This window comes from Apibacter sp. B2966, from assembly GCF_011082485.1.
Taxonomy (GTDB): Bacteria; Bacteroidota; Bacteroidia; order Flavobacteriales; family Weeksellaceae; genus Apibacter.
This window is the reverse complement of record NZ_CP049714.1, coordinates 1,140,778-1,163,953: the sequence shown is the minus strand read 5'-3', so window position 1 is coordinate 1,163,953 and position 23,176 is coordinate 1,140,778. Positions and strand designations below refer to the sequence as shown.

22 protein-coding genes, 1 tRNA gene and 1 pseudogene are annotated in these 23,176 nt (G+C 32.7%); 12 read left to right on the top strand and 12 right to left on the bottom strand.

Features of this window, described 5'->3' with window-relative positions:
* Positions 1-30: 30 nt before the first annotated feature.
* The 4 genes from hisD to holA form a co-directional block, all read right to left on the bottom strand.
* On the bottom strand, positions 31-1,311 hold the full coding sequence (hisD, locus tag G8C43_RS05015; RefSeq protein WP_166004559.1) for a histidinol dehydrogenase: 1,281 nt from the start codon (positions 1,309-1,311) through the stop codon (positions 31-33).
* Positions 1,312-1,386: 75 nt separating this feature from the next.
* A complete protein-coding gene (gene hisG / locus G8C43_RS05010) occupies positions 1,387-2,244 on the bottom strand; it encodes an ATP phosphoribosyltransferase (RefSeq protein WP_105296672.1) in 858 nt (285 codons plus the stop codon).
* A 292-nt stretch (positions 2,245-2,536) separates the two neighbouring features.
* The gene (locus G8C43_RS05005; RefSeq protein ID WP_160564509.1) at positions 2,537-2,827 is read right to left on the bottom strand and encodes a putative quinol monooxygenase; all 291 of its coding nucleotides are present in this window, start codon (positions 2,825-2,827) and stop codon (positions 2,537-2,539) included.
* Between the two features lie 99 nt (positions 2,828-2,926).
* The gene (gene holA / locus G8C43_RS05000; RefSeq protein WP_166004557.1) at positions 2,927-3,937 is read right to left on the bottom strand and encodes a DNA polymerase III subunit delta; all 1,011 of its coding nucleotides are present in this window, start codon (positions 3,935-3,937) and stop codon (positions 2,927-2,929) included.
* A 10-nt stretch (positions 3,938-3,947) separates the two neighbouring features.
* Between holA and G8C43_RS04995 the strand changes: the two genes are divergently transcribed.
* Entirely contained in the window at positions 3,948-4,394 is a 447-nt protein-coding gene (locus G8C43_RS04995; RefSeq protein ID WP_166004555.1) for a type I restriction enzyme HsdR N-terminal domain-containing protein, read from the top strand.
* Positions 4,395-4,447: 53 nt separating this feature from the next.
* Here the strand turns inward: G8C43_RS04995 and G8C43_RS10060 are convergent.
* A pseudogene (locus tag G8C43_RS10060) lies at positions 4,448-5,661 on the bottom strand (MFS transporter).
* A gap of 189 nt (positions 5,662-5,850) precedes the next feature.
* On the opposite strand from G8C43_RS10060, the gene G8C43_RS04985 reads away from it, so the two are divergent.
* The 4 genes from G8C43_RS04985 (at position 5,851) to G8C43_RS04970 (ending at position 10,688) form a co-directional block, all read left to right on the top strand.
* The gene (locus G8C43_RS04985) at positions 5,851-6,261 is read left to right on the top strand and encodes a hypothetical protein (protein ID WP_105296668.1); all 411 of its coding nucleotides are present in this window, start codon (positions 5,851-5,853) and stop codon (positions 6,259-6,261) included.
* Between the two features lie 119 nt (positions 6,262-6,380).
* Positions 6,381-7,445, top strand: a complete 1,065-nt coding sequence (locus tag G8C43_RS04980; protein ID WP_166004553.1) for a 2Fe-2S iron-sulfur cluster-binding protein — start codon at positions 6,381-6,383, stop codon at positions 7,443-7,445.
* Positions 7,446-7,603: 158 nt separating this feature from the next.
* A complete protein-coding gene (locus G8C43_RS04975; RefSeq protein WP_166004551.1) occupies positions 7,604-8,782 on the top strand; it encodes an acetyl-CoA C-acyltransferase in 1,179 nt (392 codons plus the stop codon).
* 205 nt (positions 8,783-8,987) lie between these two features.
* Positions 8,988-10,688 carry an enoyl-CoA hydratase-related protein gene (locus G8C43_RS04970; protein WP_166004549.1) on the top strand — a complete coding sequence of 567 codons (1,701 nt, stop codon included), beginning with the start codon at positions 8,988-8,990 and terminating at the stop codon, positions 10,686-10,688.
* Between the two features lie 35 nt (positions 10,689-10,723).
* On the opposite strand, the gene G8C43_RS04965 is transcribed toward G8C43_RS04970, so the two are convergent.
* From G8C43_RS04965 to pdhA, 7 genes are all read right to left on the bottom strand, one after another.
* Positions 10,724-10,794, bottom strand: a tRNA-Cys gene (locus tag G8C43_RS04965).
* A gap of 49 nt (positions 10,795-10,843) precedes the next feature.
* Entirely contained in the window at positions 10,844-11,203 is a 360-nt protein-coding gene (gene folB / locus G8C43_RS04960; protein ID WP_160541807.1) for a dihydroneopterin aldolase, read from the bottom strand.
* Positions 11,204-12,157, bottom strand: a complete 954-nt coding sequence (gene metF, locus G8C43_RS04955) for a methylenetetrahydrofolate reductase [NAD(P)H] (protein WP_166004547.1) — start codon at positions 12,155-12,157, stop codon at positions 11,204-11,206.
* Positions 12,158-12,250: 93 nt separating this feature from the next.
* A complete protein-coding gene (cdd, locus tag G8C43_RS04950) occupies positions 12,251-12,727 on the bottom strand; it encodes a cytidine deaminase (protein ID WP_166004545.1) in 477 nt (158 codons plus the stop codon).
* Between the two features lie 109 nt (positions 12,728-12,836).
* On the bottom strand, positions 12,837-13,262 hold the full coding sequence (locus tag G8C43_RS04945) for a nucleoside-diphosphate kinase (protein WP_166004543.1): 426 nt from the start codon (positions 13,260-13,262) through the stop codon (positions 12,837-12,839).
* A gap of 109 nt (positions 13,263-13,371) precedes the next feature.
* Positions 13,372-14,997, bottom strand: coding sequence for a 2-oxo acid dehydrogenase subunit E2 (locus G8C43_RS04940; protein WP_166004541.1), 1,626 nt, complete (start codon positions 14,995-14,997; stop codon positions 13,372-13,374).
* 22 nt (positions 14,998-15,019) lie between these two features.
* Positions 15,020-16,024 (bottom strand): pyruvate dehydrogenase (acetyl-transferring) E1 component subunit alpha, encoded by a 1,005-nt coding sequence (gene pdhA, locus G8C43_RS04935; RefSeq protein WP_160541812.1) that lies wholly within the window; start codon positions 16,022-16,024, stop codon positions 15,020-15,022.
* A 436-nt stretch (positions 16,025-16,460) separates the two neighbouring features.
* On the opposite strand from pdhA, the gene G8C43_RS04930 reads away from it, so the two are divergent.
* The 7 genes from G8C43_RS04930 to G8C43_RS04900 all read left to right on the top strand — a co-directional run bounded on the left by G8C43_RS04930 (position 16,461) and on the right by G8C43_RS04900 (position 23,166).
* The gene (locus tag G8C43_RS04930) at positions 16,461-17,072 is read left to right on the top strand and encodes a TetR/AcrR family transcriptional regulator (RefSeq protein ID WP_166004539.1); all 612 of its coding nucleotides are present in this window, start codon (positions 16,461-16,463) and stop codon (positions 17,070-17,072) included.
* A gap of 10 nt (positions 17,073-17,082) precedes the next feature.
* Positions 17,083-18,348 carry a TolC family protein gene (locus G8C43_RS04925; RefSeq protein ID WP_166004537.1) on the top strand — a complete coding sequence of 422 codons (1,266 nt, stop codon included), beginning with the start codon at positions 17,083-17,085 and terminating at the stop codon, positions 18,346-18,348.
* A 4-nt stretch (positions 18,349-18,352) separates the two neighbouring features.
* Positions 18,353-19,249, top strand: a complete 897-nt coding sequence (locus G8C43_RS04920; RefSeq protein WP_255490407.1) for an HlyD family secretion protein — start codon at positions 18,353-18,355, stop codon at positions 19,247-19,249.
* Between the two features lie 65 nt (positions 19,250-19,314).
* Entirely contained in the window at positions 19,315-20,226 is a 912-nt protein-coding gene (locus G8C43_RS04915; RefSeq protein ID WP_166004535.1) for an ABC transporter ATP-binding protein, read from the top strand.
* Positions 20,195-20,926: an ABC transporter ATP-binding protein gene (locus tag G8C43_RS04910; RefSeq protein ID WP_166004533.1), complete on the top strand. Its 732-nt coding sequence runs from the start codon at positions 20,195-20,197 to the stop codon at positions 20,924-20,926. The genes G8C43_RS04915 and G8C43_RS04910 overlap by 32 nt, the downstream gene beginning before the upstream one ends.
* Positions 20,927-20,962: 36 nt before the next feature.
* Positions 20,963-22,069 carry an ABC transporter permease gene (locus G8C43_RS04905; RefSeq protein WP_160564482.1) on the top strand — a complete coding sequence of 369 codons (1,107 nt, stop codon included), beginning with the start codon at positions 20,963-20,965 and terminating at the stop codon, positions 22,067-22,069.
* Positions 22,066-23,166, top strand: coding sequence for an ABC transporter permease (locus G8C43_RS04900; protein ID WP_166004531.1), 1,101 nt, complete (start codon positions 22,066-22,068; stop codon positions 23,164-23,166). The genes G8C43_RS04905 and G8C43_RS04900 overlap by 4 nt, the downstream gene beginning before the upstream one ends.
* The last annotated feature ends 10 nt before the right edge of the window (positions 23,167-23,176 follow it).

Here is a 23,176-nt window from a genome sequence, read left to right as displayed (position 1 = left end):
TTTATTTTTAAATAAAATATATAAATTAGTTTAATTGGATCGTAAACGTATGCTCACCGCATTTTTATGAGCTTGCAGCTCTTCAGCTTCAGCCATTAATTCTATAGTATTTCCGATCTTTTGCAATCCCTCTTTGGTTAGTTCTTGAAAAGTGATTTTTTTGTAAAAACTATCCAGAGAAACCCCGCTGTAATTTCGTGCATAGCCATTAGTAGGCAATGTGTGGTTCGTTCCGCTTGCATAATCTCCGGCACTTTCACAGCTGTAATTGCCTAGAAATACAGATCCTGCATTTTCAATAGAGTGTGTATAGTTTTTAGCATGATCAATAGCCAAGATCAGATGTTCCGGAGCATAAAGATTACTCAATTGAAAACATTCTTCTAAGGAATTCAATAAAACACCTAGACTATTACGTAAAGCTTTTTTAGCAATTTCTTTTCGAGGAAGACTTTCAAGTTGAGTATTGATCTCGGCTAGGGTCTGATTTAAAATTTCTGAATCCGTGGTTAGGAAAACAACTTGACTGTCAGGGCCATGCTCTGCTTGTGAGAGCAAATCGGAAGCAACATACGCAGGATTAGCGGACGAATCGGCCACTACTAATACCTCACTGGGCCCTGCAGGTAAATCTATGCTGACTTTAAATTCTTGGGCGTATTGTTTAGCCGCGGTTACATATTGGTTTCCCGGACCGAAAATTTTATAGACAGGTGAAATGGATTCTGTACCTACAGTCATCGCTGCGATGGCTTGAACACCTCCTACCTTGTATATATTTTTGATACCTATCGTTTTTGCTGCATATAAAATGGCCGGATGTATTTTGCCTTCTTTATTGGGAGGGGTGCATAATACAATTTCTTTACATTCTGCAATTCTAGCGGGTACTCCCAACATTAAAACGGTCGAAAAAAGCGGTGCAGACCCTCCGGGAATATATAATCCAACTTTTTCTATAGCTCTGGATTCCCTCCAACATTCGATACCGGGTTGTATTTCAATAATTTTCTTCTTTTCTTTTTGAGAAAGATGGAATTTTTCAATGTTGGATTTAGCTTGTAAGATGGCTTGTTTCAATTCATCGGAAACTAATGATTCCGCCTCAAAAAGTTCTTGTTTGGAAACAGTAAAGCTAGTTAAAGACACATCATCAAATTGAAGAGTATATTTTTTTAAGGCTGCGTCGCCTTCATTTTTTACATCGGTAAATACATTTTTTACGGTTTCATACAATGAAACTTTTTCATTTTCAGGTCTTTTGACTAAATGGTGCCAATCATTTACAGGAGGATATTTTATAATGTTCATTTTTGAGCTCTATTAATAGATAAAATGGTTGATTGTTAAGTAAACTGAATGGGTTATTCCTTTTATTATAAAAATTTAAAGAATCATTTTTTGAATAGGAATGACTAAAATTCCTTGCGCTCCAAATTCTTTTAATTGTTCAATGATGTCCCAAAACTTATCTTCTTTAATTACAGAATGTATGCTGCTCCATCCTTCTTTTGCCAGGGGTAAAATAGTAGGACTTTTGACTCCGGGTAATAAAGAAATAATATCTTTCAGGTTTTCATTAGGAGCATTCAACAAGATGTATTTATTTTCTCGTGAATATAGTACCGATTGTATCCTGAACAATAATTTATCTAGAATTTCTTGTTTGTCCTGAGAGAGTTTTTTTGATTTTATAAGGGCTGCTTCACTTTTAGTAACGGTTTCCACTTCTTTTAGTCCGTTCATGAGAAGTGTACTTCCGGTGCTGACAATATCGAAAATGCAATTAGCCAAACCTATTCCCGGTGCTATTTCAACGCTTCCGCCGATTTCTTCAATTTCAACCTTTACATTGTTTTTTTTGCAAAATTTCTTTAAAATTTTAGGATAACTAGTTGCAATTCTTTTATTGTTAAAATAAGCAATTCCGGTATATGTTTCTTCTTTCGGTATAGCTAAACACATTCGGCAATTCCCGAAACCTAATTTCTTTATGATTTCTACATTTCGGTCTTTTTCCCAAACTTCGTTTTCACCTAAGATTCCAATATCGGCTACATTTTGTTCTACATATTGTGGGATATCATCATCTCTAAGAAATAAGATTTCAATAGGAAAATTGGTAGATACAGTTTTCAATTTTTGATTACCATTTGGAATTTTTATTCCGCATTCACTCAATAATTCCAGTGATTTTTGACTTAGCCGTCCGTTTTTTTGGATAGCAATTTTCAGTTTACTCATTAGCCATAGTTTTTAAATTTTTTTCTATTGAAGTGATCCTAAAAAAAAACCGCCCGAAAACTCAGGCGGCTATTATTTATTTTGACATTTTGCATAACAAAATTACTTACCTCACCTGATTGTAAGTGTGTAAATAATGATGATGATGTATATATGTTTGAATCATTTTTGTTTATATTGATTGGTACAAATTTATAAAAAATATAATAAAGCACTAATAATAAATTACAATTATATTATCCTATATAAATGAAGGGTTTACTATATAAATTAATAACATAATCTTATATGTCTAGTAAATTTGTTTTATGACATCAATATCTAACTCATCATATTTGCCATCAATGAATTTTATAAAATCTTTAAATAGCTTGGTATTATTATGGATATTAATAGCCTCTTGGGATTTCCATACTTCAATTATAGAAAGTTTTGAAGGATCTTTTATGCTTTCGTGTAAATCGTAAGATATATTACCTTCTTCTTTGCGGGAGCCATCTGCTAAGGAATACACTATTTTTTTAACATCATCAAGATAGTCAGGTTTTACTTGTATGGTTGCAATTATTTTTAATTCTGACATGGTATAAATAATTTAATATGTCAAAAGTAATTAATATAATTAAAACCCTATATATGTTGTTTAAATAAATTTTAATAGTATGTAATGAATATGTTTTGATTAATGAAGTATTTTATATAACATTTCCATTAAGATATCTTTAGAAGTTGCATGAGATGAAACATCCACTCCCTTGGATTTCATGTCTGCATCTCGCAAATAAGCAATACATGCAGTAGTTTTTTTTAAAGAATAATTTTTAATGGCGGTTAAATACTCATTAGCAAAGAAAGGATTAATACGAAGTTCTTTAGCTATATTTTGAGGAGTTTTTATCGGTAAAGTGTGTACGATAAGAATATTGGAAAATAAACTTATTAATGTTCCAAAAGTCAAAACAATAGGATTTGCTTTTGGGTTTTTTTCAAAATAGTCTATTATTTTATAAGCCTGTTTCGTATTTTTCTCAACGATGGCCTTTCTTAATTCGAAATTGTTGTACTCTTTGCTGATTCCAATATTTCGTTCAATGATTTCAGGAGTTATCTTTTTGGAATTACCTACAATTAATTTAAGTTTTTGAATTTCATTATCAATACGGGAAAGTTCAGTGCCTAAAAATTCGGCAAGTAAAATCCTGGATTTTTCGTCAATTTCCAAACCGTTTGATTGACATAATGAACCGATCCAAGTGGGTACTTGGTTGTCATATAGCTTTTCGCTTGTAAAAATATATCCTTGTTTACTGAGTAATTTAGTCACCGACTTTCTTTTATCTAAAGATTTGTATTTATAATTGATGACTAATATAGTTGAAGGCTGAGGATTTTTTATATAATTATCAAAGGCTTCGGATTTGTCAAAAGGCAATCCCTTTGCTTCTTTAATTATTATAAGCTGTTTATCGGCTCCCATTGGAAATTGCTTTGCCAAAGATATAATTTGATCCAAATCAGATTCTGTACCGTAAATAATATTTTGGTTAAAAGCCTTTTCTTCTTCCTTTAGGACATTTTCTTCCAGTAATTCGGTAAGTTTATCGATGTAAAAAGGCTCATCACCCTGTAAAAAATATACAGGAAGAAACTTTTTATTTTTAATATCTTTGACTAAATTATTATATTCTTTCATAATTAGAATAATGGAGCTTCCGGTTTTAAATTTCCCCAAAAAATATAATTTTCAAATAAAGGAGGAAAAATCTCTTTGGTATATTTTTGACGAAGTTAGAAAAAAATGGTTAATTCTAACACCTGAAGAATGGGTAAGGCAACATATTATTTTTTATTTAAAAACCGAAAAAAAAATTCCTCAATCAGCATTTATAATCGAAAAAAAAATAAACCTCAATCAACAATCCAAACGTTTGGATATCTTACTGTATAAAAAATCAGAACCCAGATTATTGGTTGAATGTAAAGCTCCTGAAATACCTATTACTCAAACTACCTTTGAACAGGCCGCTCGATATAATACGCAAATTAAATCCAAATATATTTTATTAACCAATGGATTTAAACACTTGTATTTCAGTTACGACCCTGTTTATAATCAGTATAAAATTGTTGCCGATTTTGATTGGTCCTAATAATTTTAACAACTTTAAAACAAAAAAAATAATTAAATTAAAAAATTAGGAGCTTATTTATTTCTTTTCTTAGTTTCGGGTAGAAAAGATGCTACCAATCCCAATAAAGGCAAAAAGGAGCAAAGATAGTATACGTATTGAATACCCGTCTTATCGGCAATTTTACCTAGAATAGCAGAAGCTATTCCGGCTATTCCAAAAGCCAAACCAAAAAAAAGTCCACTTATAAGTCCCACCTTTCCGGGTACTAATTCTTGAGCATAGATGAGAATGGCCGAAAAGGCTGATGACAAAATCAATCCTATGAAAATACTTAAAATGCATGTCCAAGTAAGATTTGCATAAGGCATTAAGAGAGCAAAAGGAGCAGTTCCGAGAATGGAAATCCAAATTACATATTTTCGACCTATTCGATCACCTACAGGGCCGCCAATAATTGTACCTGCTGCAATAGCAAATAAAAAAGCGAAAAGATAGATTTGAGCTTCATCAATACTAACACCAAATTTATTAATAAGATAAAAAGTATAATAACTGGTAAGACTTGCCATATAAACATATTTTGAAAAAACCAGTAGTAATAAAATACCTATAGCTAAAACTACCTTAGGTCGAGGCAATGAAATATTATTTATGGAATTTTGATCTCCGATATTTTTTTCGGATTCTTTTTTGGTTTTTAAAAGAACTAAATTTTTTTTGTACCATTTGCTGATTACAAGCATTATTCCAATACCCAATAAAGCGATGATGGCTAGCCATCCCACATTTTTTTGTCCATAAGGAGTTATGATCCATAACGCAATTAAAGGACCTATGGAACTCCCGAAATTTCCGCCCACTTGAAAGATGGATTGAGCCAGACCGTGCTTACCTCCCGAAGCCAGATAGGCAAGACGAGAAGCTTCCGGATGAAATATGGACGATCCTAATCCTGTAAAAAAACAGCTACTAGCACATGAGTGAAATTAGTGGCAAGGGCCAGAGATATAACGCCCATCATGCTGAAAGTCATTCCAACGGGTAAAGAATAGGGTTGAGGGTGCTTGTCGGTAAAAATTCCGATTATGGGTTGGAATAAGGAGGAGGACATTTGATAAACAAGGGTTATCAAACCTATTTGAGTAAACGTTAGAGCCAATGAATTTTTTAAAAGCGGATATATGGCAGGTATAACCGATTGCAATGTGTCATTAAACATATGAGATAGTGCTAATAACGACAACAAGGTGAATGCAGTACCGGTTGGTTGAGATGATTTTTCCATAGTTACAGGTATGGTGAAAAAAATAACTGCAAATATATTACCAATTGTACGAATTGGAATAAATTTGGATTATAAAAAGTTGATAAACTAATTTTTACGATGATTATAAGTATCGAACTATGGTAATTCACTTAATGGGACAAAAATGAAAATGAAAACAATTAATTCAGAAAAATACATAAGTTCGATATGGAAAATAAATCAGGTTCATGGAAAAAAACAATAATAATCCTATTCTTAATTATCAGCGTTTTAGGGGTTGCAATATTTTATGTGTATTATTATGTACCTTATGGAGACAGCAGTGTAAAGTCCGGGCAATTAAATTATATCATGCATAAAGGGATTATTTTTAAAACTTATGAAGGAAAATTAATTCAAACCGGATTTAAATCAAGAACCACCGGAGGTATGCAATCCAATGAATTTGAATTTTCTGTGGATAATGAAGAATTGGCACATCAATTAATGAAGCTTACCGGAAAGGATGTTATCTTGCACTATAAAGAATATTTCGGAGCATTACCTTGGAGAGGATATACTAAATATATTGTTGACAGTATAATTTCTTCACAAAACCATGCGGAAACCATACCGTAAAAGTTGTGTTTAAATCTGTTTTTTCAAATAATCACATTATTTTTCGGATAAACCTTCAAAATGATTTAAGATTTTTTTAATTTAAATCCGGTATTTTTGCAGACTTAAATAATAAAATAATGCGATTTTATTCCTTACATGTACAAAAAGTGATACCGCTTACTTCTGGAAGTGTTCGATTAGATCTGTCAATTCCTGAAGAATTAAAATCTATATTCCGTTGGAAAGCGGGACAGTTTATTCGCTTTCAATTTGAGATCAATGGAGAAATCTTTGAAAGAGAATATTCGATATGCACTGCACCGTATGAAGGATATCTGTCTTTTGCTGTAAAAAAGGCTAAAAATGCATTTGTATCTGAATTTGTGCAAAACCATGTGAAGGAAGGAGATCTTGTATCGATTTCTGCTCCGATGGGAACTTTTGGAATTCCCTCGCGACCCAATGAAAAAAGAACTTTGGCAGCATTTGCCTCCGGTAGCGGTATAGCCCCGATTGTAAGCATTATCAAAGATACCTTATATCATGAGCCTAACGTTCAATTCTATCTTTTTTATGGTAATACAAATGAAAATGAAGCAATTTTTAAAGATGAATTGACTGAATTACAAAAACAAAATCCTACTAATTTTTTTCCTTATTTTTTTTATACCCGACAAGAAATGCAAGATAAATTTTTTGAGGGAAAATTGGATGCTCACAAAATTAAATTAATCATCAATCAAATTATGGATTGGGATGAATTGGACGAAGCGCTAATTTGCGGTCCAAAAGATATGATCGTTACCCTGGCTAATGCTATTTATGAGCAAGGTATCCCTAAAAAAAATATACATTACGAATTGTATGAGCCGGTTGAAAAAGTTTTTTTTGATGATAAAGTCAAACGTTCTACAGTAAAAGAAGTAAAAGTTACCTATACATTTCGGAAAATCACAAAAACGATGAATTGGATAAATAACGGTTCTTCCTTACTTACTGCTTTACTGGATAGTGGAGTAGAGGCTCCTTATTCTTGTAAAGGAGGAGTTTGTGGAGCATGTATTTGTACTAAAACTGAAGGGGAAGTATATTTAGATGAAAACTTAGTCTTAACAGAAAATGATCTAAACAAAGGTAAAATACTAACCTGTATGGCTCATCCTAAAACAAAAACATTAACCATTAATTTAGACGAAGCATAAAAATTTTTTAAAACATTCTTGTGTGTACTATATTAATTTTCATCTTTCTTAAACGATAGGAATAGAAGCAAAATACTATATGTTAAAGTAAAAATAAGTATATTTACCACAAGTCAACAGTAAAAAATTAAAGATTAAAAATATACTACCATTAAAAAATGAAAGAACTAGTTATTGTTTCTGCTGCGAGAACACCCATAGGAAGTTTTTTAGGCAGTCTATCAAGCCTTTCAGCGGTGCAATTAGGATCAGCAGCCATTGAAGGGGCACTGAATAAAATTAAATTGGAAAAAACTTTAATCAATGAGGTTTTTATGGGTAATGTTTTACAGGCCAATGTAGGACAGGCACCGGCTAAACAAGCTTCATTGGGAGCCGGAATACCGAATAACGTCCCTTGTACTACCATAAACAAAGTATGTGCTTCAGGAATGAAAGCGGTAATTATTGGCGCACAATCCATTCAAGCAGGAGATAATGAAATAGTAGTGGCAGGAGGAATGGAATCCATGTCGCAAGTACCTTATTATCTAACAAAAGGAAGAATTGGAAACAAGTTGGGAGATCAAAAGTTAGTTGATGGTTTACTAAAAGACGGGTTGATAAATGTATACGATCGCAATCACATGGGAATATGCGCAGATGCTTGTGCAGAAGAGTATAATATTTCCAGAGAAGAGCAAGATGCTTTCGCCATACAATCGTATACACGTTCGGAATTAGCATGGAAATCCGGTAAATTTAAAGATGAAGTTGTGCCTGTGACTGTTCCTCAGAGAAAAAAAGATCCCATAATCATTTCAGAAGATGAAGAATTTAAAAATGTAAATTTCGATAAGCTGAAACAATTATCCCCTGTTTTCCAGAAAGAAGGAACTGTAACTGCAGCCAATGCGTCCACTTTAAATGATGGAGCATCAGCACTAATACTAATGACAGCTGAGAAAGCTAAAGAATTAGGTTTACAACCGTTAGTAAAAATTATTTCCTATGCAGATGCTGCTTGTGAGCCTGAAAAATTCACCATAGCACCTTCCTTAGCTCTTCCCAAAGCCCTAAAAAAAGCAAATTTATCTTTAGATGATATTGATTTTTTTGAGTTCAATGAAGCATTTTCCGTAGTTGGATTAGCGAATGCTAAAATACTAAACATAGATAGTTCAAAAGTAAATCTAAATGGTGGCGCTGTTTCTTTAGGGCATCCTTTAGGTAATAGCGGTTCGAGAATTATAGTTACTTTAATCCATGTGTTAAAACAAAATAATGCAAAGTATGGAGCGGCAGCAATCTGTAATGGAGGAGGAGGAGCCAGTGCAATTATACTTGAAAATATATAAACTTTTATAAAATATAATAAAAAAGGCAGATTTGAAAAATCTGCCTTTTTTATTATCAATTCAATTAATAAGTTTGAAGAGTCTGTAAACTATTTAATATAATATAAATTTAAATTATATTAATATTCTAATAATATTTGGTTGATTTATATATATTTGTTATATAAACAAAAATTATATTTTGAATTAAATAATATTATAAATCATGAAGAATACATTAAATATTATCTTGCTTTCGTCTGCCTTTAACGGATTAACTCAAAGAGTCTGGCTTTCATTGAAAGAAGCAGGATATCAGGTTAGTTTTTTACTTTTTACCACAGAACAAGAGGTTATAGATTCAATCGAAACTGCCCATCCGGACCTTGTTATTTGTCCTTTTTTGAAAGATAGAGTGCCTGAGGTTCTTTGGAAAAATGAGACAAGACCTATCATAATTATCCATCCGGGTATTAGAGGAGATAGAGGAGCCTCTTCTTTAGACTGGGCAATTTTAAAAAATCTTGACACATGGGGAGTAACTGCATTACAAGCCGTAGAAGAAATGGACGCCGGACCTATTTGGGCAAGTTATGAATTTAAAAAACCTGCTTTAATAAGAAAATCAGAGCTTTATAACAATTTTGTAAGTGATGCCGCTATAAAATGTATTTTTGAGGTTATTGATAAATTTATAAATAAAGAAAAACCCATCCCGTTAGATTATAATAGCGAAAATGTAAAGGGAAGGCTAGAACCTAATATGAAACAATCGGATCGTCATTTTGAATGGACTAGTTCGGCAAAAGATATTTTAAATATAGTAAATTCAGCAGAAGGAATACCCGGTGTATTAGCAGAAATAGAAGGTGAAAAATTTTATATATATGATGCATATTTGGATCATCGTGAAGGTGAAGCGGGAAAACTTTTAGCCCGCCGTGAAGATGCAGTTTTAATTGGAACAGGAGAAAAAAGCCTATGGATTGGTTCGTTAAAAAGAGCAGCTAAAGACCAATTGCCCTTTAAACTACCGGCTGTACAAGTTTTAAAAGAAAAAGCAGAAAGTCTAAAAAATTTAACACTTTCATTGTACGATACGGTTTTATCTAAAGAGGAGTACAGTACAATACATTATTCCCAAAAAGGAAAAATAGGAGAGTTAACCTTTAATTTTTATAATGGTGCCATGAGTACCCAACAATGTGAAAGGATGATAAAAGCTATTCAATTTGCTAAAGAACAGGAAACGAATGTGTTGATAATTAAAGGAGGATACAATGCTTTTTCCAATGGTGTACACCTTAATACGATAGAAGCAGCAGAAAATCCGGCAGAAGAGGCCTGGAAAAATATACATGCTATAGACGATGTATGTTTAGAACTTTTAGATACGAAACAATGGGTAATTGCCGGTGTGACAGGTAGTGCCGGAGCGGGAGGAGTAATGTTAGCTTTAACAGCTGATTTTGTAGCTGCCAGAGATGGAATAATACTTAATCCTCATTATGCCACGATGGGATTATACGGTTCAGAATATTGGACATATACTTTGCCTAAACGGGTGGGAGAGCAACAAGCTAGAAAATTAACCGAAGAATGTTTACCCGTAAGTGTAACCCGGGCATTGGAAATCGGATTAATTGATTCTATAGGTCCCAGAGAAATAATCAATTTCAATGAATGGTTATGGGTAGAAGCTAAAAAAGCAGAAGAAGTAAATAAAAAAGCCTCGAAAAAACCTTTTAATCCGGAAAAAGCAGCCGAATGTAGAAAGAAAGAATTAGAAGAGATGAAAGAAGATATGCTTTACGACCGAAATTCTTTTTCTGTAAAAAGAAATTGTTTTGTACTTAAAAAAAGAGCTTGTAAGACTCCGGATCGATTGATCGCCAATTGGGCAAGAGTTAAACAAAATAAGGAATAATAAAAAAACCATCTCATTTGAGATGGTTTTTATTGAGGCTTCGAGCGGATTCGAACCGCTGTACAAGGTTTTGCAGACCTCTGCCTAGCCACTCGGCCACGAAGCCGTTTTGTTGGATTGCAAATCTACAATTTTTTTTGAATTAAAATTAAAATCTAATAAAATTTCTTTTTAAAAGTTACTTTTACCTGATCTAAATTTACATGTACAGGCGGGTTTACCTTTGCAACAGAGACTTTTACAGCTTTTACCTTTTTACATTGAAATTTTATTTCTCTTATAATTCGATAGGCAACATGTTCTAAAAGATTGGAGCGAACAGCCATCTGATCTTTAACTATTTGTGCAACAATTCCGTAATTAACAGTATCATTAAGCTCATCAGATCTTCCTGATTTTTCTAAGTTTAACCGTATTGTCACATTAACTATATAAAAGGAACCAATTTTAGCTTCTTCTTCTAAGCATCCATGATAGGCGTAAATTTTTATATTTTTTAATTTTATTTTTTGCATTTAAAATAGTTGTTTAGCAATTTTTCTTATATTTTCAGATCTTCCCATTGAATAAAAGTGAAGTACGGGTACTCCTTGCTTCATTAATTCCTTGCATTGATTAACCGTCCATTCTATACCCACCTCATACACTGCTTTGTTATCCTTACATTTTTCTACGGCCATAACTAATTCTTGAGGCATATCTATGTGAAAAATGTTTGGAAGAATAGTCAGATGTTTTTTTATAGATACAGGCTTTATGCCGGGTATGATCGGTACAGTAATTCCGATATTCCTACACTTCTTTACAAACTCAAAATATTTAGTATTATCATAAAACAGTTGAGTAACAATGTAATCAGCTCCGGCATCAATTTTTTGCTTTAAATAATTTAAATCCGTATCTAAATTAGGGCTTTCAAAATGTTTTTCAGGATATCCGGCTATGCCAATACAAAAATCAGTAGCTCCATGAGCGTATTCTTCATGAAGATATTTACCTGAATTCATGTTTTGAACTTGAGACACCAGTTCATTAGCATATGAATGTCCTTGAGAGTGTGGTTTAAATATACCCTCACTTTTAATGGGGTCTCCTCGTAGAACTAAAATATTATCAATACCTAGAAAATTAAAATCGATAAGAATATTTTCAGTTTCTTCTTTATTAAACCCACCACATATTAAATGAGGCACTGCGTCAACTTTATACTTTTGTTGAATTGCAGCACATATACCCACTGTACCGGGACGTTTTCTTGTAACAATTTTTTGTATCAATCCATTAGGTAACTCTCTATATTCGTATTCTTCTCTATGATAGGTTACATCAATGAAAGGAGGATTAAATTCCATTAAAGGATCAATATTGGAAAATATATTTTGTAAATCTTCTCCTTTTTTAGGCGGGAGTATTTCGAAGGAAAATAAAGTTTTTCCCTTTGCATTGGAAATATGTTCTGTAACTTTCATATTAATTATTTTTGTTCAAAACAGGCCATTTTATTGGGAGATGAAAAATATTTTTAGTTGTTATTATTATCATTTATAGTTTATTCATTATAATTATAAAGCACTTTCATTAAAAGAAAAGGGTAGTAAATCAGCACATTGGTTAAATTTAATTACTTTTCCTTTCAAACCGGTAAAAAGAAATTCAATAGGCATTTTTTGTCTGAATTCATATTCAATAAGTACTTGTCTACAGGCTCCGCAAGGAGAGACAGGAATGGAACTGTTATCATCTTTTCCGGCAACTACAGCCATTTTTATTATTTTAGCAGACGGATAATTTGCTATAGTATAAAAAATAGCGGTCCTTTCTGCACATAAACCACTGGGATAAGCGGCATTCTCTTGATTGTTACCTGTTAAGATTTTACCATTATCTAATAATAAGGCGGCTCCAACTTTAAAATTAGAATAATTGGCATAAGCAGAATTACGGGCTTCTTTAGCCTTATTAATTACTACTAAGTCTTGGTCGGAAAGATCTTCCCATTGGGAATACTCTTCATATTTTAGATCTAAGACTTTAATCATATTTAATACTTATTATATGCACCTAAGTTACTAATAAATTATAAAAATGGGTAAAATAATTACCATGTATAAAGTATTTGCTAAAACAAAAAACCTATAAAACAGATTTTTATAAGAAAGAAAAGATTTCTCTTTCTGCAAAATGAAAATGAGTTTCAATCGCTGCATTTTCGTCGCTGTCTGATCCATGAATAGCATTTCGTTGTGTGCTTTCCGCATATTTTTTTCGGATAGTACCTTCTTCTGCCTGATCGGGATTGGTAGCACCGATTAACTTTCTAAAATTTTCCACAGCATTTTCCTTTTTTAAAACAGCTGCAATTATAGGTCCGGAGGTCATAAAATTCACTAAGTCCTCAAAAAAAGGTTTGCCTTGATGTACTGAATAGAATCTTTGGGCATCTGCTAAGGTGAGGGAGGTTAGTTTTAAAGCAATGATACTAAAACCGGCTTCAGTAATATCTTTTAAAATAGTTCCCGTTAGACCTTTAGAAACAGCATCGGGTTTTATCATAGTAAGAGTAAAATTGGACATAAAAATATATATTTAAAAAAGTTAAGCTAAGTAATAATAAAATAAAGTTAAAAAAAAACACTCAATTCTTTACAGAATTGAGTGTTTTTTAATTAAATATTTTAATCTCTTAAGCCAATAATGATACCGGATTTTCAAGATACATTTTAAGAGTTTGTAAAAACTGAGCTCCGGTAGCACCATCTACTACACGGTGATCACATGCCAATGATATTTGCATTGTGTTACCAACCACAATTTGTCCGTTTTTCACTACCGGTTTTTGTATGATAGCTCCCACGGATAAAATACATGAATTCGGTTGATTAATAATTGAATTGAAAGATTCCACTCCAAACATTCCTAAGTTAGAAATAGTGAAAGTAGATCCGTCCATTTCATTAGCTTTTAATTTTTTATCTCTAGCTCTTCCGGCTAAGTCTTTTACTGCTGATGAAATTTGAGTTAAAGATAAGTAATCGGTGTTTTTAATTACCGGAACTACTAATCCATCTTCAACTGCTACTGCAACTCCTACATTAATGTTTCCGCGGTGGATAATTTTAGTATCGGACCAAGTACTGTTAATTTGCGGATGTTTTCTTAAAGCAATTGCAACGGCTTTAATTACAATATCGTTAAAAGATACTTTGGTATCAGGAAGGCTATTGATAGCTTTTCTAGCTTCCATAGCATTATCCATATTGATTTCAAATACCAAATTGTAATGAGGAGCAGTAAATAAACTGTGGCTAAGACTTTTAGCAATAGCATTTCTCATGGAAGAATTTGGTGTTTCAGTGTCTACACCCGGAGTTATTTGCGGAGCAACCGGCGTAGATTTAGCTGAAGAGGCAGAAGCTGTAGTTGTGGAAGCTGATGGAACAAAATTTTCAACATCTTTTCTAGTAATTCTTCCATTGTCTCCACTTCCTTTAATTTGATCTAGGCTAATTCCTTTTTCTTTAGCAATTTTCTTTGCTAAAGGAGAAGCAAATATTTTACCGTTGCCGGATGAAACTGTATTAGCTTCAGAAGAAGGTTTAGAGTCATTGGATGCGACAGCTGTCGGCTCAGAAGCAGCAGGTTTAGAAGTTGCAGTAGAAGCAGCAGTGCCTCCGGCAATAATTCCGCTAACATCCGTACCTGCAGGTCCTACGATAGCCAATAAAGATTCAATTGGAGCAGAATCTCCTTCTTTTACTCCTTGGTATAATAAAACTCCGCCGTTACCATCGTATTCAAAATCTTGAACCGCTTTATCTGTTTCTATTTCAGCAATAACATCGCCTTCTTTAATGGTATCACCAACCTTAACATTCCATTTAGAAACTTTACCTTCAGTCATGGTATCACTAAGTCTGGGAACTTTGATAATTTCCACATCTTTAGGGATTTCTACAGAAGCAGAAGGGGTAGAAGTTGTATTCGTATTGCTAGAGTCGTTATTAGTTGTTGGTTCAGAAGATGAAGAATTGCTGTTAGCACCTCCAATTAATGCGCTGATGTCTTCCCCTGCTTTTCCGACAATAGCTAACAGAGAATCCACCGGTGCAGCATCACCTTCTTTAACTCCTTGATATAAAAGGATACCATCATCACCATCATAATCAAAATCCTGAACAGCTTTATCTGTTTCAATTTCTGCTAAGATATCGCCTTCTTTTACAGGATCTCCTACTTTTAGGTTCCATTTAGATACTTTTCCCTCAGTCATGGTATCACTCAGACGAGGCATTTTTATAACTTCAGCCATAATTTGGTTTTGATTCGTGTTTTTATTGGTTTTCTAATTTATCTAAAAAAGGATAATTTGGCTCTGAGTATATATATTTATATAATACGTCATCATCAGCGTAAGGAGCATCTTCTGCAAACTTACCAACTTCATTCATTTCATCCTTTATTCTTTTATCTATTTCATCTAATTCTTCGATGCTTGCCCAATTATTAGATAAAATTTTATGTTTTACGAATAGAATCGGGTCTTCTTTTTTGTGTTCTTCCACCTCTTCTTTCGTTCTGTAAGGCTCAGCATCAGACATAGAGTGTCCTCTAAAACGATACGTTCTTGCTTCAAGGAACGTAGGACCATCTCCTCTTCTTGCTCTTTCAATAGCTTCGTAAGCTGCTTCTGCAACTGTCTCAGGATTCATTGCATCCACCGGAGCGCATGGCATTTCATACCCTAGTCCTAATTGGTAAATATCCAAATTATTAGTAGTTCTTTCAACTGATGTACCCATAGCATATTGATTGTTTTCACAAACAAATACTACCGGTAATTTCCAGTTCATAGCCATGTTGAAAGTTTCATGTAGAGTACCTTGTCTTACTGCACCGTCACCCATGTAGCAAATAGTAACCGCGTCGCGTTCAAAATATTTATCTGCGAAGGCTATACCGGCACCTAACGGGATATGACCACCTACAATACCATGTCCACCGTATACATTGTGCTCACGGCTGAAAAGGTGCATAGATCCACCCAATCCTTGAGATGAACCGGTGGCTTTACCGCATAATTCAGACATGGCTACTTTAGGATCCAGCCCCATGGCTAATGCATGAGCATGACAACGATAAGAGGTTATAATCTTGTCTTTGGTTATATCCATTGCATGAGTAAAACCTGCTGCAATTGCCTCTTGGCCATTATATAAATGCAAAAAACCTCTGATTTTATCTTTTAAATATAGAGAACGAGCTTTGTCCTCAAATCTTCTCCACATAGTCATATCCTCAAACCACTTGAGGTATACTTCTTTACTAAATTCTTTCATCCTTGTACAATTTGACACGCAAATTTACATCAAATACTATGAACTAACAAAATTTAGATTTTATAAGTTTAAATACTTATATCATGATTATTTATATTAAATTATTTATATAAGTAATTATTTATTTTTATTTAATGTTGATTTAATAATCGAGTATAATAATTTACTCATATTATTGTTTGTTTTATTTTTATTTGGTAGAAATATTATTTGTCTAATTTTTCAATTCATTAAATTTCATTTCGATATATATCTGATCATCTAAAAGAATTATTATAGAAGTTATAGTTATGAAAAAACTATTCATTAAATAAAATTTAATCATTTGATTAAATCAAAAATTTAAATATATTTGCATTAAAATATATTTAGTGGTATAAAAAATGCAATACGATTGCAATGAATAAGTTATAAAATTGGAAATGAAAATCAGGATATGGTCAGAGATGTGTCAACAGAGCAAAAAATTAAGGAGGCTGCAAAGCGCGTTTTTCAAAAAAAAGGTTTTGGTTTAACTCGTACCCGAGATATAGCAAAAGAGGCGGGTATCAATTTGGCTCTGCTAAATTATTATTACAGAAGTAAAGAAAATTTATTTGAAATAGTGATGCAGGAGAGCATAGAAGAAATGTTTTCTTATCTGGAACATATAATGAATAATAAGCAAACAACCTTGACCGAGAAAATAGATGCAGGAGTCTTAAGATATATAGAAGGAATGTCCAAAAATTCAAATTTGCCTCTTTTTTTATTCAGTGAATTACAGGCTAATCCTCAACATCTTTTTGATAGGGTTAAAATTCCCGAAGGTTTTATCCAAGATACTTATATGTTCAAACAGATCAATGAGCAAATAAATAAAGAAAAGTTGAATTTTACAGCTATACATTTTTTTATAAATCTAGTTTCCATGTCTATTTTTCCGATAATAGGGCAACCCTTTATAAAATATGTAACTAAAATGGATGAAAAAAGTTTTACAGATTTCATCGAACAACGAAAAACTTTAGTTCCAATCTGGTTAAAGTCAATGTTAAAGCTAGTATAATAATGAGATTATGAAAACTAAAACGTATATTTTTTTACAATTATGTTTACTTCCTTGTCTATTGTTTTCACAGTTATCGGTAATAAGCCTGGAAGAATGTCAGGAAAAAGCAAGAGAAAATTATCCGTTAATTAAACAGTACGATTTAATTTCTCTAGCCGAAGACTATACTTTGGATAATTTGGCAAAAAATTACTTACCGCAAATTTCTCTCGGTGGACAGGCTTCTTATCAAACTCAAGTAACTAAAATACCCATAAAAATTCCGGGTTACAATATTCCCGAAATGGACAAAGATCAATACAAAATAACTTTAGATGTTACACAATTGCTATGGGATGGAGGAGCAACGCGATCTCAAAAAAAAATTACCCAAGCGAATTCAGATTTTGAAAAGCAAAAGCTTGAAGTAAACTTATATACTGTAAGGGAAAAAATTAATCAATTGTATTTTGGAATTCTAACGATTGACAAGCAATTGAATCAATTGGATATTTTAAACTCCGATTTACAAACCAATTATAACCTGGTTAGTGCCATGCTAAAAAATGGCGTTGCCATGGTATCTGATTTAGATTTGGTTAAAGTGGAATTATTAAACACCGATCAAAAAAAAATTGAACTTACCACTTTACGAATGGCTTATATAAAAATGCTTTCTTTATTTATACATGAAGAAATAAGTCAAGGAGTTGAACTGAAACTTCCGGACAATAGTATCAATTTTGATCAAGAGATTTCTCGTCCCGAATTAAGGATGTATGATAAGCAAAATTTAGTATATGAAGCTAAAGAAAGTACAATAAAAGCTAAAAATATGCCTAAATTTTCACTTTTTGCTCAAGGAGGATATGGAAAACCCGGTTTAAATATGTTGAACTCAGATTTTAAAACGTACGCTATTGGCGGGGTGCGTTTAAGTTGGAATTTTGGAAACTTATACACAAAGAAAAACGAATATCGATTACTAAAAAACGATAGGAATTCACTTCAATCTCAAAAAGAAACCTTTTTATTTAACACCCATGTTCAGCTTACCCAAATTCAGAATGAAATAAATAAATATGAACAATTGATGGTAAAAGATGATGAAATTATTCGGTTGAGGAATAGTGTTAAAAAGGCCGGAGAGAGTAAGTATAAAAATGGAATTTACAATATGAATGATTTAATCGGAGATATTAATGCAGAAAATCAGGCACGAGTAACACAGTCTATACATGAAATGCAATATTTACAAAGTATCTATAATTATAAATATACACAAGGAAATTAGAACTATGAGACAGTTAATAATATTTACCCTGGGAACGTTTATGTTCCTGTTATCTTGTAATCGAAATAAATTTGAGCATGATGCGTCGGGAACGTTTGAAGCAACTGAAGTAATTGTTTCATCGGAAGCTAACGGTAAATTGGAATCTTTTCAATTAACGGAAGGAGATCAATTGGCCAAAGGACAATACGTTGGATATGTTGACAGCATTCAGCTGTATTTAAAGAAAAGACAATTATTAGCTACCAATAAAGCCATACAGGTTAAAAAACCGGACATATCCGTCCAAGTTTCTTCCATAAAAGAACAAATTGCGAAAGCTGAATTTGAAAAAAGAAGAATTCAAAGATTATTGGCAGATAATGCAGCTACTCAAAAACAACTGGATGATGCAAATTCACAAATTGAAGTTCTTAAAAAATCTTTAAATGCGCAAGTAAATTCACTTTCAACATCGGTTAACAGTCTCAATGAAGAAAGTAACACCAATACAGTTCAAGTATCCCAAATAGAAGATCAATTAAAAAAATGTAAAATTATTAATCCAATTCAGGGTACTGTTTTAAACAAATTTGTAGAAGAAAAAGAAGTTGTTACTCAAGGTAAAGCACTCTATAAAATTGCAGATACTAAAAATTTATTTTTACGAGCCTATATAGTTTCAGAACAATTAGAAAAAATTAAAATAGGACAGAAAGTAAAAGTGTTTATAAATATTTCTGAGGATAAACAAAAATCCTATCCGGGCACTATTACATGGATATCCGATAAAGCCGAGTTCACTCCAAAAACTATTCAGACCCAAGATGAGCGTCAAAATTTAGTGTATGCGGTAAAAATCGCAGTAACAAATACTGACGGGCTTATTAAAATAGGTATGTATGGTGATGTGGATTTCTGATAAGTTCTAAATTCATTTTCTAACAGTAAACAAGACTAAATTTTAGTGAAGATATAATAAAGATAATGAGTGTTATTTCCATACAAAATATTTCAAAAACCTATACGGGCAAAGTTCCGGTTGAAGCTTTACAAGATATATCTATTGAAATTAATAAAGGAGAATTATTTGGATTAATAGGTCCCGATGGAGCAGGAAAGACCACTCTATTTAGAATATTAACCACTTTGTTGGTGGCGGATAAAGGAGAGGCATTTGTAGATGGGTTTGATGTAAAGAAAAACTTTTTACAAATACGGGAAAGAGTCGGGTATATGCCCGGTAAATTTTCGCTTTATCAAGATTTAAGTATTGAAGAAAATCTTAATTTTTTTGCTCGAGTATTCAATACAACGGTAGAAAAAAATTATGATTTAATTAAAGATATATATGTTCAAATCGAACCCTTCAAGAAGAGAAGAGCAGGTAAACTTTCGGGAGGAATGAAACAAAAACTAGCCCTATGTTGTGCCTTAATACATAAGCCTTCGGTTTTATTTTTAGATGAGCCGACCACAGGAGTAGATCCCGTATCCAGGAAAGAATTTTGGGATATGTTAACCCGACTTAAACAACAGGGAATTACTATAATGGTTTCTACACCTTATATGGATGAAGCAAGTTTATGTGATAAGATTGCGCTAATTCAAGAAGGGAACATACTTTCTGTCAATACTCCTAAGCAGATTACGCAAGAATATCCGTATAAATTATATTCGGTGCGATCTGATAATAATTATAAACTTCTTCAGCAATTACGCAAACAAAAAGAAATAAACAGCTGTTATATATTCGGAGAATATTTGCACGTGACATTTAAAAATGAAAAGGTTACGATAGAGGGAGCTGAAGTAAAAGAAATTGAACCGGGAATCGAAGATTGTTTTATTTATTTAATGAATAAAAATGAAAACCATAGTAACGAAAGGGTTAACTAAAAAATTTGGCGATTTTATTGCAGTCAATCATATAAGCTTTGAAGTATCCAAAGGTGAAATTTTTGGTTTTTTGGGAGCAAACGGTGCTGGAAAAACAACAGCCATACGAATGCTATGTGGATTGTTATCTCCCACCTCAGGGGAAGGAATTGTTGCAGGATACGATATTTACAAAGAGTCGGATAAGATTAAAAAAAATATCGGATATATGAGCCAAAAATTTTCGTTATATGAAGATTTAACCATTAAAGAAAATATGCGATTATTTGGTGGTATTTATGGAATGAGCACTAAGGATATTAAAGTAAAAACGGAACAATGTTTAGAGGAACTTTCCTTAGAAACAGAAAGGGATGTTTTGGTTAAATCCTTACCCTTAGGAATTAAGCAAAAAGTTTCTTTTGCAGTGTCGACCTTTCATTCTCCTGAAATTGTTTTTTTGGATGAACCCACCGGAGGAGTAGACCCCATAGCAAGACGTACTTTTTGGGAAATGATTTATCAGGCTTCCAATAACGGGATAACCATTTTTGTTACAACTCATTATATGGATGAAGCAGAATATTGTAATCGGGTTTCAATTATGGTGGATGGTAAAATTGAAGCATTGGATACGCCTGCGGGACTTCGTCATAAATATCATGCGGAAACTATGGATGAAGTTTTTCAAATATTGGCAAGAGGAGCAAAAAGAGAATAGATTTTAACTAAATAAAGGAAAAAATAAGAATAGGGCATGAATCAATTTTTTAGTTTTATAAAGAAAGAAATCTTTCACATCACCCGTGATTTTAGAACTATGCTTATGCTTTTAATTATGCCTATAGCACTTCTTATGATATTTGGGTTTGCTATTACGACAGAAATTAAAAATACCTCTTTCATTGTATTAGATAATTCTAAAACCATCCAATCCATACAACTTATAGAACAAATAAATGCCAGTAAATATTTTGACCTTACAGGCTACCTGGACAAATTAGAACAGGTTGAACAACGTTTTCGCCTAGGAAAAGCTAAATTGGCGGTGGTTATTCCTCAAGGATTTGATAAAGACTTGTATCACCAAGGAACTAGTGAAGTTCAACTTATTGTAGATGCATCAGATCCTAATGAAGCATCTACCATAGTTAGCTACTTGCAACAAATTATATCGGAATATCAAAAACAACAAATGAATAAAGCGAGTTCAGGATCTTATGTAATTAAAAGTCAGGTTAAAATGCTTTATAATCCACAATTAAAAAGTGCGTATAATTTTGTGCCGGGAATTATGGGATTGGTTCTTATGTTAATTTGTTCAATGATGACATCTATTTCCATTGTAAAAGAAAAAGAACAAGGAACTATGGAGATATTATTAGTTTCTCCGCTAAAACCCATAAGCATTGTATTAGCGAAAGTGGTTCCTTATTTCCTGATCTCCATTATTGACGTTTTTTCTATATTAATTATATCTGTTACCATCTTGGAAGTGCCTATCGAAGGAAATTTACTTTTACTTCTTTTTCTATGTACAATTTTCATTCTATCCACCTTATCGTTAGGGATTTTAATTTCATCCATAACGGAAACCCAACAAGCTGCCATGTTAATTTCGGGTATGGGATTATTGCTTCCCACATTGTTGCTTTCAGGGTTAATATTTCCCGTAGAAAATATGCCCTTGCCGCTTAGAATAATATCAACCATTTTACCCGCTACCTGGTTTATTACTGCCGTTAAAGATGTAATGATTAAAGGGCTTGGTTTTTTTGCTATCTGGCAAGAGTGTCTGATACTTATTGGTATGACTCTTTTCTTATTAGTGGTAAGTATTAAAATGTTTAAAAACAGGTTATGAGAACATTAAAATTTTTATTAGAAAAAGAATTTCTTCAGATATTCAGGAATAAAACTATTTTGAGATTGGTATTTTTTATGCCTGTTTTTCAATTATTAGTATTGCCATGGGCAGCCACTTTTGAACAGAAAAATATCTTATTAAGCATAATAGATAACGATCACAGTTCGGCTTCCAGAGAATTGATACAAAAAGTAATTTCATCCGGATATTTTAAATTGGCCAATTATTCAACGTCTTATTCAGACGCATTAAAGGTCGTCGAAAAAAATGAAGCAGACTTGATTTTAGAAATTCCCCATAATTTTGAAAATAACTTTATAAGAGAAAAATCAACCGATGTTATGCTATCGGTAAATGCCATAAACGGACAAAAAGCAGGATTGGGATCTTCATATTTAGGACAAATCTTAGCAGCTTACAATCGGGAACTGGTTAGTCAGTCTCAAAGTTCGGGACAAATTATTGTTAAGCCCTATTATATGTATAATACAGAAATGAATTATCGAAATTTTATGGTGCCGGGTATTTTGGTTATGCTACTCAGTATTATAGGCGGGGCGCTTTCTTCCTTGAATATTGTTAAAGAAAAAGAAGCAGGAACCATTGAGCAAATCAATGTTACACCTATTCCAAAATATATTTTTATTATAGGAAAATTGATTCCTTTTTGGGTTATGGGAATGTTTATACTAACTGTTGGTATGCTAATAGCCTGGTTGGTATATGGGTTAGTTCCGGCCGGTCATGCCCTAATAATTTATATATTTTGTTTTTTCTACCTTATTGCATTTACCGGATTTGGGTTAATAATTTCAAATTTTTCATCTACGCAACAACAGGCCATGTTTGTGTTGTTTTTTATAATAATTATATTTTTCTTATTGGGCGGACTTTATACTCCGATAAGCAGTATGCCCAGATGGGCGCAAATCGTTACCATGTTTAATCCGGTACGTTATTTTATTGAAGTGATGAGGCTGGTTTATATGAAAGGAAGTACCTTGGCTGATATCTCTCATCAATTATATATAATTATTATCTTTGCTGTAGTGTTGAATGTAGGTGCAATTGTAAGCTACAAAAAAACAAATTGAGAGTCTGAAA